The 15,975-nt window shown below is 75.4% G+C and carries 1 protein-coding gene (running past one end of the window); it reads right to left on the reverse strand.

The genetic code is table 11. The features are described from left to right. Positions 1-15,946: the 5' portion of an SDR family NAD(P)-dependent oxidoreductase gene (locus tag AC29IT_RS17835; protein ID WP_488219499.1), read on the reverse strand. It extends 8,591 nt beyond the left edge of the window; 15,946 of the gene's 24,537 nt are visible here — the first part of the coding sequence; the start codon lies at positions 15,944-15,946; its stop codon lies off the left edge, out of view. Positions 15,947-15,975: the final 29 nt, after the last annotated feature.

A 15,975-nucleotide genomic window follows, 5' to 3' on the forward strand; every position in this document is an offset into this window, starting at 1 on the left:
GGTCGCGTCCCCGCGCGAGGGTGTGGGCCACGTCGCCGAGCACCGCATCCGGTGCGGCGTCCAGGTGCGCCCGCAGGTCCGCGACGCGCTGCCGCAGCGGGGCCTGCTGCGGGGCGGAGAGCACGACCAGGTGGGAGCCTCCGGTGTCGCCGCGCGGGGCCGCCAGGACGTCCTCGACGACGAGGTGCCCGTTGGTGCCGCTGAACCCGAACCCGCTGAGCCCGGCGGTGCGGCGGCCGCGGGAGTTCGGCGTCCACGGCCGCAGCTCGGTGTTCACCCGGAACGGCCCGCCGTCCAACCGGATCGCCGGGTTGAGCTCGTGGAAGTGCAGCGAGGCCGGGATCTGCCCGTGCCGCAGCGACAGCACCAGCTTGAGCAGCCCGGCGACACCGGCGGCCGAGGTGGTGTGCCCGAGGTTCGTCTTGATCGAGCCGAGCGCGATCGGCCCCGGCGCCCCGGCGAACGCGGCGGACAGCGCCTGGCACTCCAGCGGGTCGCCGAGCTGGGTGCCGGTGCCGTGCGCCTCGATCACGCCGATCTCGGCCGGGTCGATGCCGAAGTCCTCGTGCACCTGCCGGATCAGGCGTTCCTGGGACAGCGCGCTGGGCGCGGTGATGCCGTTGGTGGCCCCGTCCTGGTTGACCGCCGAACCGCGGATCACGGCGTGCACGTGGTCGCCGTCGGCGAGCGCGTCCGACAACCGGCGCAGCACCACCACGCCCACGCCCTCGCCGGGCACGAACCCGTCGGCGGCCGCGTCGAAGGTGTGGCAGCGCCCGGTCGGCGACAGCATCCCGCCGCGCCCGGCGGCGAGCTGGGTGCCGGGGGTGGTGGTGACGCTGACCCCGCCGGCGAGGGCGAGTTCCGTCTCCCCCGCCCACAGCCCCTGGCAGGCCAGGTGCACCGCGACCAGCGAGCTGGAGCAGGCGGTGTCCACCGCGATCGCCGGTCCGTGCAGGTTCAGGTGGTAGGCGACGCGGCCCGGCACCACCGAGGGCGCGTTGCCCCACGCGGCCTGCGCGGGCGGCGCCTCGTCGAACCACTCGGTGTAGTCGCCGCCGGTGCAGCCGACGTACACGCCGCAGCGGCGGCCGCTGAGCTCGGTGCTCGCGTGCCCGGCGTTCTCCAGCGCCGCCCACGCCTGCTCCAGCAGCAGCCGCTGCTGCGGATCGGTGTAGGTGGCTTCGATGCCGGTGAGGTTGAAGAAGTTCGCGTCGAACTCGTCGATGCCGTCCAGGAAGCTGCCCGCCCGACAGTCCAGATCGTCCACATCGGACAGGTCCCAGCGCTCGATCGGGCCGACCAGGTCGTCACCGGCGGCGAGGTGCCGCCACAGCGCGTCCACGTCGGGGGATCCGGCGAACCGGCCGCTGATGCCGACGATCGCGATGGGTTCGCGGGTGGCGCGGGGTCGCGCCGCGGGTGCGGCGGTGCTCGGGTCCGGTGCGCTCGCGGAGGATCGTCCGGTCGCGACGGCGGATTCCGCCGCACGGGCGGTCGATTCGCCTGCCGGAACGGCGGATTTCCCTGCCGGGAAGGCCGATTCGCCTGCGAGGACGGTGGATTCCTCTGCTGTGCCGCGATATCCCCGTGCTGGAACGGTGGTTCCCGACGTCGGAGCGGCCGGTTCCGGCAGGGCGGGCAGCTCCGGCGCGTGATCCGCGGCGATGTGCGCGGCGAGCTGCGCGACGCTGCGGTAGTCGAAGATGACCGTGGTCAGCAGGTCCACGCCCAGTTCCTCGTTGAGCCGCTGCACGAATTTCGCGCCGACGATGGAGTCCAGCCCGTAGTCGGCGAACGCCTGCTCCAAGCCGATCCGCTCGGCCGGCATCCGCAGCGCCTCGGCGAGCGCGGCCAGCACCACGTCGCCGACCGTGGTGGTCGCCCGCTCCACGACCGGCGCGGCGGGCGGGGCGAGCTCGGTCACCTGCGGTTCCGCCCTCGGCGCACGGGCGAGCCCGTCGCTGTGCGCGACGACGATCTGCTGGCCCAGCGCCAGCGCGTCCGCCGCCGGGTGCGCGAGCCCGGTGAAGCCCTCCTGGTGCAGCACCCGCCGCCAGCTCTCCGGCGACAGCGCGGGGCTGCCGGGCGCGCGGAGTTCGGCGTCGTCGTAGAGCCACCAGCCGTCCAGCAGCCCGAACGTGAGGTGGTTGACCAGGTAGAACCCGCTGATCTCGTTGAGCGCCAGCAGTCCGCCGCCGCGCAGCAGCGCCTTCGCGTGCCGCAGCGCGGGCCGGATGTTCTCCGTCGCGTGCAGCACGTTCGCCGCGATCACCACGTCGAACGCCCCGGTGTCCAGGCCCTGCTCCTGCGGCGGGGTGGCCGCGTCGAACAGCCGGTAGCCGAGGAAGTCCCGGCCCGGACCGAAGGTGTCCTGCGCGTTGTGCAGGAAGGCCTGCGACAGGTCGGTGAAGCAGTACTCGGCGAGCCGGAGTCCGCTCCGCTCCACCGCGTCCAGCACCGGCCCGGTGGTGCCGCCGGTGCCCGCGCCGACCTCCAGCACCCGCAGCGGGGCGGCCGGGTCGGCGGCCTGCCGGGCGCGCAGGTGCGCCACGACCTGCTCGGCGAGGACCGCGTTGAAGTGCTCGGCCACCCGGTTGTCCCGGTACACCCCGGCGACCAGGTCGAACGAGCCCTGTGGGAACAGCACGTCGGTGGCGGTGGTGCGGCCGCGCAGCACGTCGCCCAGCGCGGGCAGGGTGCGGTCCAGCAGCCGCAGCGGGGCCCGCAGGTCCGCGTTCAGCTCGGCCCACCGCGGCGCTTCCCGCTGCCAGTCGGCGCGCGCCGCGGCCGCGTCCTCGGTGCCCGGTGCCCAGTTCCCGGTGGCGTCGATCAGGCCGTGCTCGGTGAGGGTGCGCAGCGTCGCGGTCAGCCAGCCGTCGAAGCGGGGGGCCACCCCGCGGGCGTGCCGCTGCGCCGGGTCCTCGGACGGGTCCAGGCCCGCCGCGCGCAGCTCGGCGGCGACGCAGCGGCTCAGCGCCGCGTCGATCTCGCCCGGCACCGGTCCGGCGTGGTGCTCGGCGAGCGCGGCGGGCAGCGCCACCGGCGCGGCCTCGACGGCTCGGGTCGGCGAGGCGGGGTGCTGCTGCAGGAGTTCCCCGGGCAGCGCGCCCTCGACCGGCAGCGGCCTGCCGAGGCGCATGAACCCGATCTGGTCCAGCGGCCCGGCCAGCAGCCGCTCGATCGCCCCCATCGCGGTGGACACGTCGATCGGCGCCAGCCCCATCGCGGTCACGTCGCGCAGCAGCTCGTCCGGCACGTTGCCCCAGTAGCCCCAGTTCACCACCTTCACCGGGAACCCGAGTTCCGCGCGCAGCTCGGCGGCGCGGGCGTCCTCGAACGCGCAGGCCGCCGAGTAGTGCGCCTGGTTGGCGTTGCGGATGAAGCTCACCAGCGAGGAGATCAGCAGCAGGAAGTCCAGCCGGTGCCCCGCGAACACGTCCGCGAAGTGCACGCACGGATCGACCTTCGCGCCGAGCGTCGCGTCCAGTTCGGACTCGGTCATCTCGGCCAGCGGCGTGTGGCTGAACACCATCGCCAGGTGCACCACGCCGTCGATGCGGCCGTGGCGGCGCAGCACCTCGTCCCGCATCCCGGCCAGCGCGGCCGGATCGGCGGCGTCCGCGGACAGGTACTCGGGGGCGCGGCCACCGGCGGCGACCCGCGCGGCCTTCGCGCGGATCGAGTCGTCCTCGGCGCGGCGCCCGACCCACACCACGCGGGCGTCGTGGGCGCGCAGCAGGTACTCGGTGAGCAGCACCCCGAGGTCACCGGCACCGCCGATGAGCACGTACACGCCGCCGCGGCGCAGCACCGGTGCCGCCGGCGCCGGGACGTCCGCCACCGGCAGCAGCTGCCTGCGCAGGTACTGGCCGCCGCGGCGGGCGAACGGGTGCGCCCGCCGGTCCGCGGGCAGCGCGAACACCTCGGCCGGGACGAACGGTTCGCCGTCGGCGAGGTCCACGGCGCGCAGCCGCCAGTGCGGCTGCTCCTTCGCCAGGCCGCCGAGCAGCCCGTGCAGCCCGGCCTGCGCCGGATCGGCCGTGCCGGTGCCCTCCGGGTCGAAGGCGTCGCGGGTGAGCAGGGTGAGCCCGAGCGGCTCGTCGTCCAGGCCGAGCGCGGTGATCGCGCGCAGCACCCGGAACAGCCGCCGGGTCGCGGTGCGCTGGTCGGCGATCCGCTCCGCCGCGGCCGTCGCGATCCGGGTCGGGAACCGCATGATCACGTGGTCGACGGGGGTGGTGATCCGGTCCGCGTCGTCGGCGTCGAGCTCCACCAGGTGCGGGTGCCGCTCGCGCAGCGCGGCGAGCTCGGCGGGTTCCAGGCCGATGGCCACCAGCCGCGCGTCCCGGGCGGGGAACGGCTTGCCGCGCAGCAGCCGCGCCGGTTCCCACACCGGGTGCAGGGTGAGGTCGCCCGCGGGGATCTCGTGGGGTTTCGCGGGCGGGGTGGTGGAATTCGCGGCGGTGGCGGTCGAGGCGGTCGGGATCGCGGCGGTCACCTCGGCGCCGGTGGCCTCAGCGGACAGCGTCCGGCCCTGGCTCTGGCTCTGGCTCTGGCCCGAGCCGACCTCCGCGCGCGCCACCGGGTTCGCGGGCGGTTCCCCGAGCCCGTCGGTGTACCAGTACTTCTCCCGCGCGAACGGATATCCGGGCAGCCCGACCTTGCGCGGCCGCGGCCCGTCGGCGTGCACCCGTGCCCAGTCGACGTGCAGCCCACCGGCCCACGCCTCGGCCAGCGGCGCGAGCTTCCCGCGCCGCACCCAGCGCAGCACGGTCTCCTGGAAGTCCTCGTCGGCGAGGAAGCCCTGCGCGGCGCCGCTCGCACCGTCGCGCACGTGCCCGCCCGCGGGCGTGCCGCCGCCCGCGCAGGTGTCCAGCGCCGCGACCAGCGAGTCGAGGTCGCGCACGACCACGGCGAACCGGGCGCGCATCGCCTCCCGGCCGACCTGCAGCGTGTAAGCGATGTCGGCGAGGTCCGCGTCGGACCACTCCCCCGCGCGCAGCGCGTCCCGCAACCGGCCGGCGGACTCCCGCAGCCGCTCCGGGTCGGCGGCCGAGAGGACCACCAGGACCGGCTCCACCGGGCGCGGGCCCGGTTCGGGGACGAGGTGCTCCTCGACCAGCAGGTGCGCGTTGGCACCGCCCGCACCGAACGCGGAGAGCCCGGCCAGCCGCGGCTTGTCGCCGTTCCGCCGCCACGGCCCCGCGTCGCGCTGCAGCACGAACGGGGTCCGCGGGAAGTCGATGTTCGGGTTGGTGCGCTCGGCGTGCAGCGAGGGCACCAGGGTGCCGTGGCGCAGCTGCAGCAGCAGCTTGCTCAGCCCCGCGATCCCGGCAGCCGATTCCAGGTGCCCGATGTTGGACTTGGCGGACCCGATGGCGCAGAACTCGCGGTCGTCGGTGAACTCGGCGAACGCGGCGGAGAGCCCGGCGATCTCGATCGGGTCGCCCAGCGAGGTGCCGGTGCCGTGCGCCTCCAGGTAACCGATGTCGCGCGGGTCCGCGGTGGACTCGCGCCAGGCGCGGCGGATCACCGCGGCCTGCGCGTTCGGGTTGGGCACGGTGAAGCCGTGGGTGTGCCCGCCGTGGTTGACGGCGCTGCCGCGGATCACGCCGAGCACCCGGTCCCCGTCGGCGAGCGCGTCGGCCAGCGGGCGCAGCAGCACGGCGCCGACGCCCTCGCCGGGCACGTAGCCGTCGCCGCCCTCGCCGAAGCTGCGGCAGCGGCCGTCGCTCGCCGCGAACCGGCTCTCGCCGATCATCAGGTACTTGCTCGGGTGCAGCGACAGGTTCACGCCGCCCGCCAGCGCCACCCCGCACTCACCGCGCTCCAGCGCGGCGATGGCCAGGTGGATCGCGGTGAGCGAGGAGGCGCACATGGTGTCGACGGCGACGCTGGGACCGCCCGCGTCGAAGAAGTACGACACGTGGTTGGCGATGGAGGCGAGGCTGCCGGGCACCACCACCGGATCGCCCAGCGCGGTCCGCTCGGCGCCGTGCAGCTGGTACTCGGAGTACATGGCGCCGACGAACACGCCCACGTCCCCGGCGTCGGTGCCGACCCGGGCGCGGGCGGCGGCGCGCAGCGCGTCGCGGGTGTAGCCGGCGTCCTCCAGCGCCGAGTACGCGGTCTGGAGGAACAGCCGCTCCTGCGGGTCCATGGTGGACGCCGCCTTCGGCGAGATGCCGAAGAACAGCGGGTCGAACTCGTCGACGCCGTCGAGGAATCCGCCCCACTTGGCGTAGGTCTTGCCGGGCACCCCGGGCCGCTCGTCGAAGTAGCGGTCGTGGTCCCAGCGGTCCACCGGGATCTCGGTGATGCCGTCCCGGCCGGCGAGCAGGTTCACCCAGAACTCGTCGAGGTCGCGGGCTCCCGGGTAGCGCCCGGCCATGCCGACGACGGCGATGGCGGTGCCCCGGTCGGCGGACGCCGGTTCGACGACGGCCGGAGCGGGGGCGGGTGCGGTGGCGGCGGGCGCGGTGGCGGTGGCCGGGCTCGCGGCGGCCGGGCTCGCGGTGCCCGAAGTCGCAGCGGCCGGAGTCGCAGTGGTCGAAGCGGTGGCCGGAGTCGCGGTATCGGCCGGTGCCTGAACGGCCGCGGCGACCGGTTCCTCCTCCGCGGTCACCCCGACCAGCGCCGCGAGCGCCTCCGGCTGGGTGCGCAGGAAGTGCGCCACCAGCCCGTCCACGTCGCGGACCTCGAAGAACAGCGTGCTGCCCACGTCGTCGAGCACCCGGCGCACCGCGTCGGTCAGCTGCACCACCAGGATGGAATCGATGCCGTAGCGGTCGAAGGGCACGTCGGAGCGGATGTCGGCGACGGGCAGCTGCAGCGTCTCGGCCACGAGCCCCCGGAAGTAGTCGGCGGCGGCTTCCCGCACCCGCCGCGCACCGTCCAGATCGGACGAACGGGTTCCCGCCGCCGCAGCGGGGTTCTCGACCGGTTCGGCCGAGGCGACCGGGCGCACCGGGGCCGCGTCCGCCAGCACCCCGCGGAACGCGGACACCTCGCGCGGCTGGCGCACCACGCCGTCGCTCTCGGCCACGATCACCTGCTGGCCGAGGTCGTCGGCCCCCTCGGCGCCGACGAACGCGCTGCGGAACCCGACCTCGGCCAGCAGCCGGGTCCAGTTCTCCGGGGACAGCCCGGGAGACCCGGCGATGCGCGGCGCCGGGTCGTCGTAGAGCCACCAGCCGTCCAGCAGCCCGAACGTGAGGTGGCTGAACACGATGTTGTCGGACAGCTCGTTGAGCAGCAGCACCGCGTTCGGCCGGGCCGCGGCCTTCGCGTTGCGCAGCGTGTTGCGGATGTTGCGGGTCGCGTGCAGCACGTTGGTGGCGATGACCACGTCGAACTGGCCGGGATCGGTGTCCTGGCCCGCCAGCGGCTGCTCCGCGTTGAAGATCCGGCCGTCCAGGTAGGGCGCGATCGGGCCGTAGGCCTTCTTGGCGTGCAGCAGGAACGCCTTGGAGATGTCGGTGTAGCGGTAGGTCTCGATGCGCTCGGCCCACGGTTGCAGGCGGCGGAACACGACGGCGCTGGTGCCGCCGGTGCCCGCCCCGATCTCCAGGATGCGCAGCCGCGCGCCGGGGTCCTGCTCCAGCCGCCGCCGCAGGTAGTCGACGAGGGTGTCGGCGAGCACGTCGTTGAAGTAGTCGGCGACCGGGTTGTTCTTGTACACGGCCTCGACGAGGTGCAGCGAGGTGCCGGGGAACATCACGTCGGTGGCGGGGCGGCGCCCGGTGAGGATGTCCGGCAGCGCCCGCAGCGTGGTGTCCACCAGCACGGCCTGGGCGCGCTTGGCGTCCTCGGTGAGCCAGCGGTCCTTGTCCCGGTCCCAGTCCGCCCAGGCGGCGTCCAGGTCGACCGGGCGGGCGTCGGTGCGGGCGTAGCGGTCGTCGCCGTCGTGGCGCAGGTGCCCGGCTTCGGCGAGCACGGTGAGGCTGTGCCGCATCCACCGCTGGTAGCGGTCCTGCACGCCGCCGACGGCGCGCCATTCGGCGGCGGTGGCGGCGCGGTCGTCGGCGAACAGCCCGAGCGAGCGCAGCAGCGCCCAGGTGATGCGCACCAGCGCGTCGTGCATCGACCCGGCGTGCCCGTCCGCGCCGGCCCGCAGCCGGGCGACCTCGTCGTGCCGGTCCGGCCTGCCCGCGCGCAGCTCGCCGATCAGCGACGGCGTGGTGGCGGGCAGGTGGGTGAGCGCGTCCTCGGAGTAGCGGCCGTCGATGCTGCGGCTGTCCGAGGCCTTGAGCAGCGCCAGCTGCGGGTGCGGGGAGGCCAGCAGCGCGTCGAACGCGGCCATGCCCTCCTCGGGTTCGATGGAGCCGAGGCCGAGCTGCGCCATCCGCTGCCGGTAGCCGTCGGCGGTGACGATGCCGACGCCCGCCCAGTAGCCCCAGTTCAGCACCTTCACCGGGCAGCCGAGCCGGTCCTGGAGGGTCTCGGCCCAGGCGTCGGCGAAGGTGCAGCCCGCCGCGTAGTTGGCCTGGCCCGGTGCCTTGAAGAACGCCTGCATCGAGGAGAAGAACGCGGCGAACCGCAGCGGCTGGCCCGCGAACACCTCGGCGAGGTTGACCGACACGTCGGCCTTGACCGCGAAGGTGGTGCGGAACCGTTCCTCGTCCATCCGGGCGAGGGTCTGGTCCCCGAGCACGATCGCCGAGTGCAGCACCCCGGTGATCGGGCCGTGCCTGCGCACGATCTCGTCCCGGGCGCGGGCGAGCGCGTCCCGGTCGGTGGCGTCGGCCCGCACGTAGTCGGGGCGCGGGCCGTGCGCGGCGAGCGCGTCCTGCTTCGCGGTGATCTCGGCGTCCTGCGGGCGGCGGCCGAGCCACACGACCTGGGTGCCGTGGTGGCGCAGCAGGTGCTCGGTCCACACCTGGCCGATGCCGCCCGCACCGCCGATGGCGACGACGACGCCGCCGGGCTGCGGAGGTGCGGCGGTGGCGCCGGGCGCGGGGACTTCGAGGAGCCGCTGCCGGTACCACTCGCCGTGGCGGTGCGCGAGGGTTTCGCCGTTCGGGTCGGCGGGCAGCGCGCGGACCGCGGACCACGGGACCGGTCCGTCCAGGTCGGCACCGCGGACCTGCCAGTGCGGGTACTCCTTGGCCACGGTGCCGAGCAATCCGTGCACCCCGGCCTGCGCCGGGTCGGAGCCGGTGTCGCCGGGCAGCAGCCGCGCGCGGCGGGTGAGCGCGGTGAGGCCGAGTTCGCGGGCGTCGGCACCTCCGGCCAGCAGCGCCTTGACCAGCCGGAACAGCGCGATCGGGGCTTGCTCCGGGCCGTCGGCGGCCGGGGCGGTCCAGTACACGTGCTCGACGTCGGCGGGCAGCAGTGCGGTGAGCTGCTCGACGGTGGCCTCGGCGACGACGTCGAGGACGGTGGCGGCCGGGTGGTGGCGGCGCAGCGCGGCCTGCTCCTCGGGAGTGCCGCCGACGAGCACCACGCGGGCCTGCGGGGCGGGCCAGTGCGGGGCGTCGTCGTCCGCGGGCAGCGCGTCCCAGGTCGGGGCGAGCAACGTGGCGGCGGGCTCCTCGGCGCCGGTCACCTGGCGGGAGGCGTAGCCGCGCAGGCTCGCGCTGAGCCGTCCGCCGTCGTCGTACAGGTCGATGTCCACTTTGGTCACGTCCCGGTCGGGGGCGGGTTCGTAGCCCGCCGCGTGGCGCAGGTGTGCCCACATGCGCGCGGTGGTGGGGGTGAAGAGGTCGACGTGCTCCAGCGCGAACGGCAGCGCGGGCGCGCCGCGGCGTTCGGCGAGCGCGCCGGTGGTGTCGCCGTGCAGGCCGACGACGGCCTGGATGGCGCTGTCCAGCATCGCCGGGTGCAGCGCGAACTCGCCGGGAGCACCGGTGCCCGCGGGCAGTTCCAGCCGGGCCAGCACCTCACCATCCCCTATGGACAGACCCTGCACGGCGCGCAGCCGGTCGCCGTGCCGGATGCCGACGGCCTCCAGCGCGTCGTGGCACTGCTGCCGGGTGAGGGTGCGGTGGGCGCAGCGGGCGCGCAGCGCGTCGAGGGATTCCGGTTGCGGGGCGGCGGGTTCCGCGATGCGCCCCTGGGCGTGCACCTCGGTGCCGTCGCGCAGCACCCGGAACGCGTCGCCGTCGAGGCGCACCGCCAGCTCGGCGCCGTCGTCGGCGACGGGAAACGGCGCGGGCCACACCACGTCGCGCAGCCGCAGCGGCGCGGTGCGGTCGCCGGTGGCGGCGCGGTGGGCGAACTCCAGCGAGAGCACGCCGGGCAGCACGGCGCGGCCGTTGACGTGGTGGTCGGCGAGGAAGAACTCGTCACCGCTGAGCCGGATCCGGTAGGCGGGGTCCGCCGGAGCGGTGGCCGCCGCGGGCCGCGCGGTCGCGGCCGCCTCGGATGTTGCGGGAGCCGCCTCGAAGGGTGCGGGGCCGGCGGTGTGCGCGGCGGCGGGCCGTTCGATCCAGTACCGCTGCCGCTCGAACGGGTAGGTCGGCAGCGGCACCTGGCGGCGCGCGGCGGCCGGGAAGCTCGCGGTGAACCAGTCCACCTCCCCGCGCACGTACGCCCGCGCGAGCTCCTGCGGTGCCAGCGCGCGGTCCCCGTCGACGGGCCGCGGATCGGCGGCGGTCTCCCCGGTCAGCACCTCCGGCCCCGCGTTCCCGGCGAGCCAGCCGCGCAGCCGGTCGGCCAGCGCGGGCAGGCCGGCGGCGGTGGTGGCGAGCCGGTGCGGGAAGTGGCTGCGCCCGGCGGCGAGGCTGTGCGCGACGGCTGCGGCGGGCAGGCCGGGTTCCCGGTCGAGGTGCGCGAGCAGCCGCTCCACCACGGACCGCAGCGCGGCGGGCGTGCGCGCCGACAGCAGGAAGGCGTGCTCGCCGGGGGTGTCGGCGATCGGGACGCCGCGGTGCTCCTCCAGCACCACGTGCGCGTTGGTGCCGCTGGCGCCGAACGAGCTCACCGCGGCGCGGCGCGGTCCCGAGGCGGGTTCCGGCCAATCGCGGGTGTCCCGGTCGATGCGGAACGGGCTGCCGTCCAGCGCGAGCGCCGCGTTCGGCTCGCCGAAGCCGGGCCAGCCGGGGATCCGCCGGTACCGCAGCGCCAGCAGCGACTTCAGCACCCCGGCGATCCCGGCGGCGAACTGGGTGTGGCCCAGGTTGTTCTTGACGGTGCCCAGCGAGGCCGACCCGGTGGGAGCCCCGGCGAAGGCACGAGTGAGCGCGCGGAACTCGATGGGGTCGCCGAGCTGGGTGCCGGTGCCGTGCGCCTCCACCAGCTGGATGCCGCCGGGTTCGATCCCGGCTTCGGCGTGCACCTCGCGCAGCAGCCGTTCCTGGGAGGCGGCGCTGGGCGCGGTGAGGCCGTTGGTGGTCCCGTCCTGGTTGATCCCGGTGGCGCGGATCAGCCCGTGGACGTGGTCGCCGTCGCGTTCGGCGTCGGCGAGCCGCTTCAGCAGCACCGCGCCGGCGCCTTCGCCGGGCACGAACCCGTCGGCGCGGGCGTCGAAGCCGTGGCAGCGCCCGGTCGGCGAGAGCATCCCGGCTCGGCTCGCCGAGCGGTACAGCCGGGGCGTGGTCTGCACGAACACGCCACCGGAGATCGCCAGGTCCGTCGCCCCGGAGAGCAGGTCGCGGCAGGCCAGGTGCAACGACACCAGCGAACTGGAGCAGGAGGTGTCGGTCGTCAACGCCGGCCCGCGCAGGTCCAGCTGGTAGGCGATGCGGGAGGCGACGACCGAGCCCATGGTGCCCCACAGCGCCTGCGCGGGCGGGGCCTCGTCGAGGTGGTCGTAGTAGTCGCCGGTGTAGCAGCCGACGTACACGCCGCAGTTGCGTTCGCGCAGCCGTTCGCCGGTGTAGCCACCGTCTTCGAGGGCGTTCCAGCACTGCTCCAGGAAGATCCGCTGCTGCGGGTCGGTGTAGGTGGCTTCGACGCCGGACATCGAGAAGAACACCGGGTCGAAGCGGTCGATGCCGCGCAGGAAGCTGCCGGAGCGGCAGGTGATCTCGGGGCCGAGCTGCCAGCGGGTGACGGGTTCGAGCAGGTCCGCGCCGGCGACGAGGTGGTCCCAGAGGGCCTGCGGGTCTTCGGCGTCGGCGTAGCGGGCGGACATGCCGACGACGGCGATCACGTCGTCCTCGACCGGTCGGGTCTTCGCCGCCGCCGCAACGGGTTCCGGCGTCGCGGCGAGTTCCGGCGTCGTGACGGGTGCGTCGGCGGCGGGCGCTGCGGCCGCGGACGCGTCGGCGGCGGGCGCGTCGGCTTCGGCGGCACCGTGGACGCGCAGCGCGGCGCCGTAGGTGTCGAGCAGGAACGCCCGCAACCGTTCGACGCTGCCGTGGTCGAAGAGGTCGGTGGTCTCCAGTTCGGTACCGAGGGCCGCGTTGAGGGTGTGCACCAGGTTGACGCCGAGGATGGAGTCCAGGCCGTAGTCGGCGAACGGCCGGCGCCGCTCGACGTCCGCGACCGGCATGTCCAGGGCGTCGCCGACCGCGTCCAGCAGCACCCGCTCCACATCGGCGGGCGAGGCCGCGGGGGCGGGCGAGCTCTCGGCGGCGATGGCGGGGCGAGGTTCAGCGGCGGTCGCGGCGGTCGCGTTCACGGCAGCTGCGTTCTCGGCAGCCGCGATCTCCCCGGGCTCGAACCAGAACCGGCGCCCGGCGAACGGGTACGCGGGCAGGTGCACCCGGCGCGCGACGGGGCGCAGCGCGGACCAGTCCAGCGGCATCCCCTTCGCCCAGAACGCGGCGAGCTCGCCCAGCTCACCGCGGGCGGCCCACTGCGCGACGAGCGCGCGGAGCTCGTCCTTGCCCGCCAGGGCGTTCAGCGTTTCGCGGGTGGCGCGGACCCGGCCGCGGTGCCACGGCCCCTCGCCCGAGGGGTCGGCGCGGAAGGCGCGCAGCTGCTCCCGCCATTCGGCTGCGGTGCTCGCGATGAAGCACACCCGCTCGTCCATCGGTTCGCGCCCGAGCTGCAAGGTCGCGGCGACGGCGGCCAGGTCCGGCTCGGCGGCGTCCAGCCATTCGGCGAGCTGCGCGGCGCGGGCGAGCAGGTCCTCGGGGGTGCGGGCGGACAACGGGAGCAGCACCGCACCCGTCTCGGCCGGGACGACGGGCGCGGGCCGGTGCTCGGCGAGCACCAGGTGCGCGTTGGCGCCGCCCGCGCCGAACGAGGACACCCCGGCGATGCGCGGGCGGTCGTCCGCGGCCGGCCAATCGGCGGCGGTGGTCTGCAGGGCGAACGGGGTGGCGGCGAAGTCGATCTCGGGGTTGGGCTGGTCGGCGTGCAGCGTGGGGGCGAACGCGCCGTGCTCCAGCTGGAGCACCGCCTTGGTGAGCCCGGCGATGCCCGCCGCAGCCTCCAAGTGCCCGATGTTGGACTTGGCGGAACCCAGCGCGCACCGGCCGACCTGCCCGGCGACTGCCCCGTCCTGCCCGGCGAAGGACCCGTCCTGCCCGGCGAAGACCTCGGTCAGCCCGTCGACCTCGACCGGGTCGCCGAGCCGGGTGCCGGTGCCGTGCGCCTCCAGGTAGCCCACGTCGCGGGCGGGCACGCCCGCGCGCTCCAGCGCCTCGCGCACCACGGCCGCCTGGGCGCGCGGGTTCGGCACCGTGTAGCCGTTGGAGCGGCCGCCGTGTCCGATGGCGGAGCCGAGCACGACCGCGCGGATCGGGTCCCCGTCGGCTTCGGCCTGCGCCAGCGGTTTGAGCAGCACCGCGCCGACGCCTTCCCCGGGCACGAAGCCGTCGCCGCCGTCGCCGAAGCTCCGGCACGCGGGCCCGGAGGCGAGCATCCGGGACCGGCACAGCTCCACGAAGGTCGACGGGTGCAGGTAGAGGTTCACGCCCCCGGCGATGGCGAGTTCGCAGTCGCCGCGGCGCAGGTGCTCGCACGCTTCGTGGATCGCGGTGAGCGAGGACGAGCACATGGTGTCGATCGGCATGCTCGGCCCGCGCAGGTCCAGCAGGTAGGACACCCGGTTCGCCAGCGAGGCGAACGAGGTCCGCGGCGCCGCGTCCGTCCGTTGTGGACTGTTCCGGTCGAAGCCGTTCTTGGTGATCCCGGCGAACACGCCGACGCGGCCGCCGTGCCGGTCGGCGATCCGCTCGCGGGTGTAGCCGGCGTCCTCCAGCACCGACCAGGAGGCTTCCACGAACAGCCGTTCCTGCGGGTCGAGGTCGGCGGCCTCGCGGGGGGCGATGCCGAAGAACGCGGCGTCGAAGCGGTCGAAGTCGTCCAGGAACCCGCCCCACTTGCCGTAGCTGGCGCCCTGCCGCACGGCGCGCTGCGGGTCGGGTTCGTAGAACCCGTCCAGCGACCAGCGCTCGGCGGGGATCTCGCGGACGCTGTCGCGGCCGGTGCGCAGGTTGTGCCAGAACTCGTCGAGGGTGGGGGCGTCCGGGTAGCGGCCGGTGAGGCCGATGATCGCGATGGGCTCGGCGGGGCCGAGCGGGCGGGGCGCGGGCCGCGGTTCGGCGCGGGCCGGGCCGGTGCCTGCCACCGCCTCCTCGGGCGCGCGCTCCGCGAGCCACCGCCTGCACCCCTCCGGGTCGCGCTCGGCGAGGTGCCCGGCGAGGTCGTGCAGCGTCGGGTGCTGGTAGAGCAGCGTCTTCGGCAGCGACCCGAACCAGCGCGCGAAACCGCGGTTCAGCCGGGTCACCGCCAGCGAGTCGATGCCGAAGGAGTCCAGCGGCGCGGCCGCGTCGAGCTTCGCCGGGTCCAGCCGCACCGTCGCGGCGACCAGTTCCTTCAGCGCGGGCAGCACCGCCGCCCGCAGGTCTCCCGGTCGCTCCGGCACGTCGCCCTCCTCGTCGATGACCAGCAGTTGGGGTGCTCCGACCGCCAGCGCCTCGCGCAGGGCGCGCAGCGCGGTGCCGGTCGAGAGCGGGTGCCCGAAGCGGGCGGTGAGCGCCGGGATCTCCTCGGCGGCGACGTGCAGGCCGCCGTCCTGCCACAGCGGCCAGCCGATCGACGCGCTGGTCCCGCTGCGGGTCCCGGCGGCGACGAGCTCGGCGCGGTGCGCCAGGTGGGCGTCCAGGAAGCCGTTCGCGGCGGCGTAGTCGCCCTGCCCGGCGTTGCCGAGCGTCCCGGCGCCCGAGGAGAACGCGGCGAAGAAGTCCAGCGGCAGGTCGCGGGTGGCGTGGTCGAGGTGCACGAGCCCGGCGACCTTCGGCGCCAGCACCCGCTGCGCCTGCTGGAAGGACTTGCGGATGAGGTAGTCGTCCTCGACGAGCCCCGCGGCGTGCAGCACGCCGTCCAGCCGGCCGTGCTCGCGCACCACGTCGGCGACGAGCTCGGCGACGGCGGCGCGGTCGGTGACGTCGAGGCGCCGGTACTCGCCGTGCGGCACCTCGCGCGACTCGGACCGCCCGCACAGCACCGGATGCGCGTCCGGGGCGTGCCGGGCGATGTCGGCGGCGAGCAGCGCGCCGAGCCCGCCCGCTCCCCCGGTGATCAGGTAGACGCCGCCGGACTTCCACGGCATCGGCGCGTCCGGGCGGGACACCGGTTCCCAGTCGCGGACCCGGCGGCGGCCGCCGTCGTAGCGGACGTGCTCGTCGGCGGATCCGAGCTCCGCGGTGAGCACCCGCGCGAGTTCCGGTCCGGCGGGGATCCGGTCGAACTCGACGAGCTGCCCGCGCAGGCCCGGGTCCTCCTGGGACGCGGTGCGCAGCAGGCCGAGCAGTCCGGCGTACCCGGTCGCGGTCCCGGCCGGGCACACCACCTGCACGTGGCAGGGCCCGCCCGCGGCGAGCACGCGCTGGAGCTCGCCGAGCAGCCGGGTGGCGGCGTGCTCGAAGCCCGCGGCGGCACCGTCCGCGCGACCGTCCACCCGCGCCACCGACACCGACCGCAGCGCGGCCGCCTCGGCGTCGGGGACGTCGCAGAGCACGACGAGCCGCCGGTCGGCGACCGCCGCGGCACCGGGCCGCACCGGCTCGTCGCGCCAGACCGGCAGGCGGAGGATCTGTCGACTCACGTGGGGCTCCGTTCGGGGGCGCGGTCGCG

Source organism: Saccharopolyspora sp. MMCC62 (assembly GCF_057736575.1).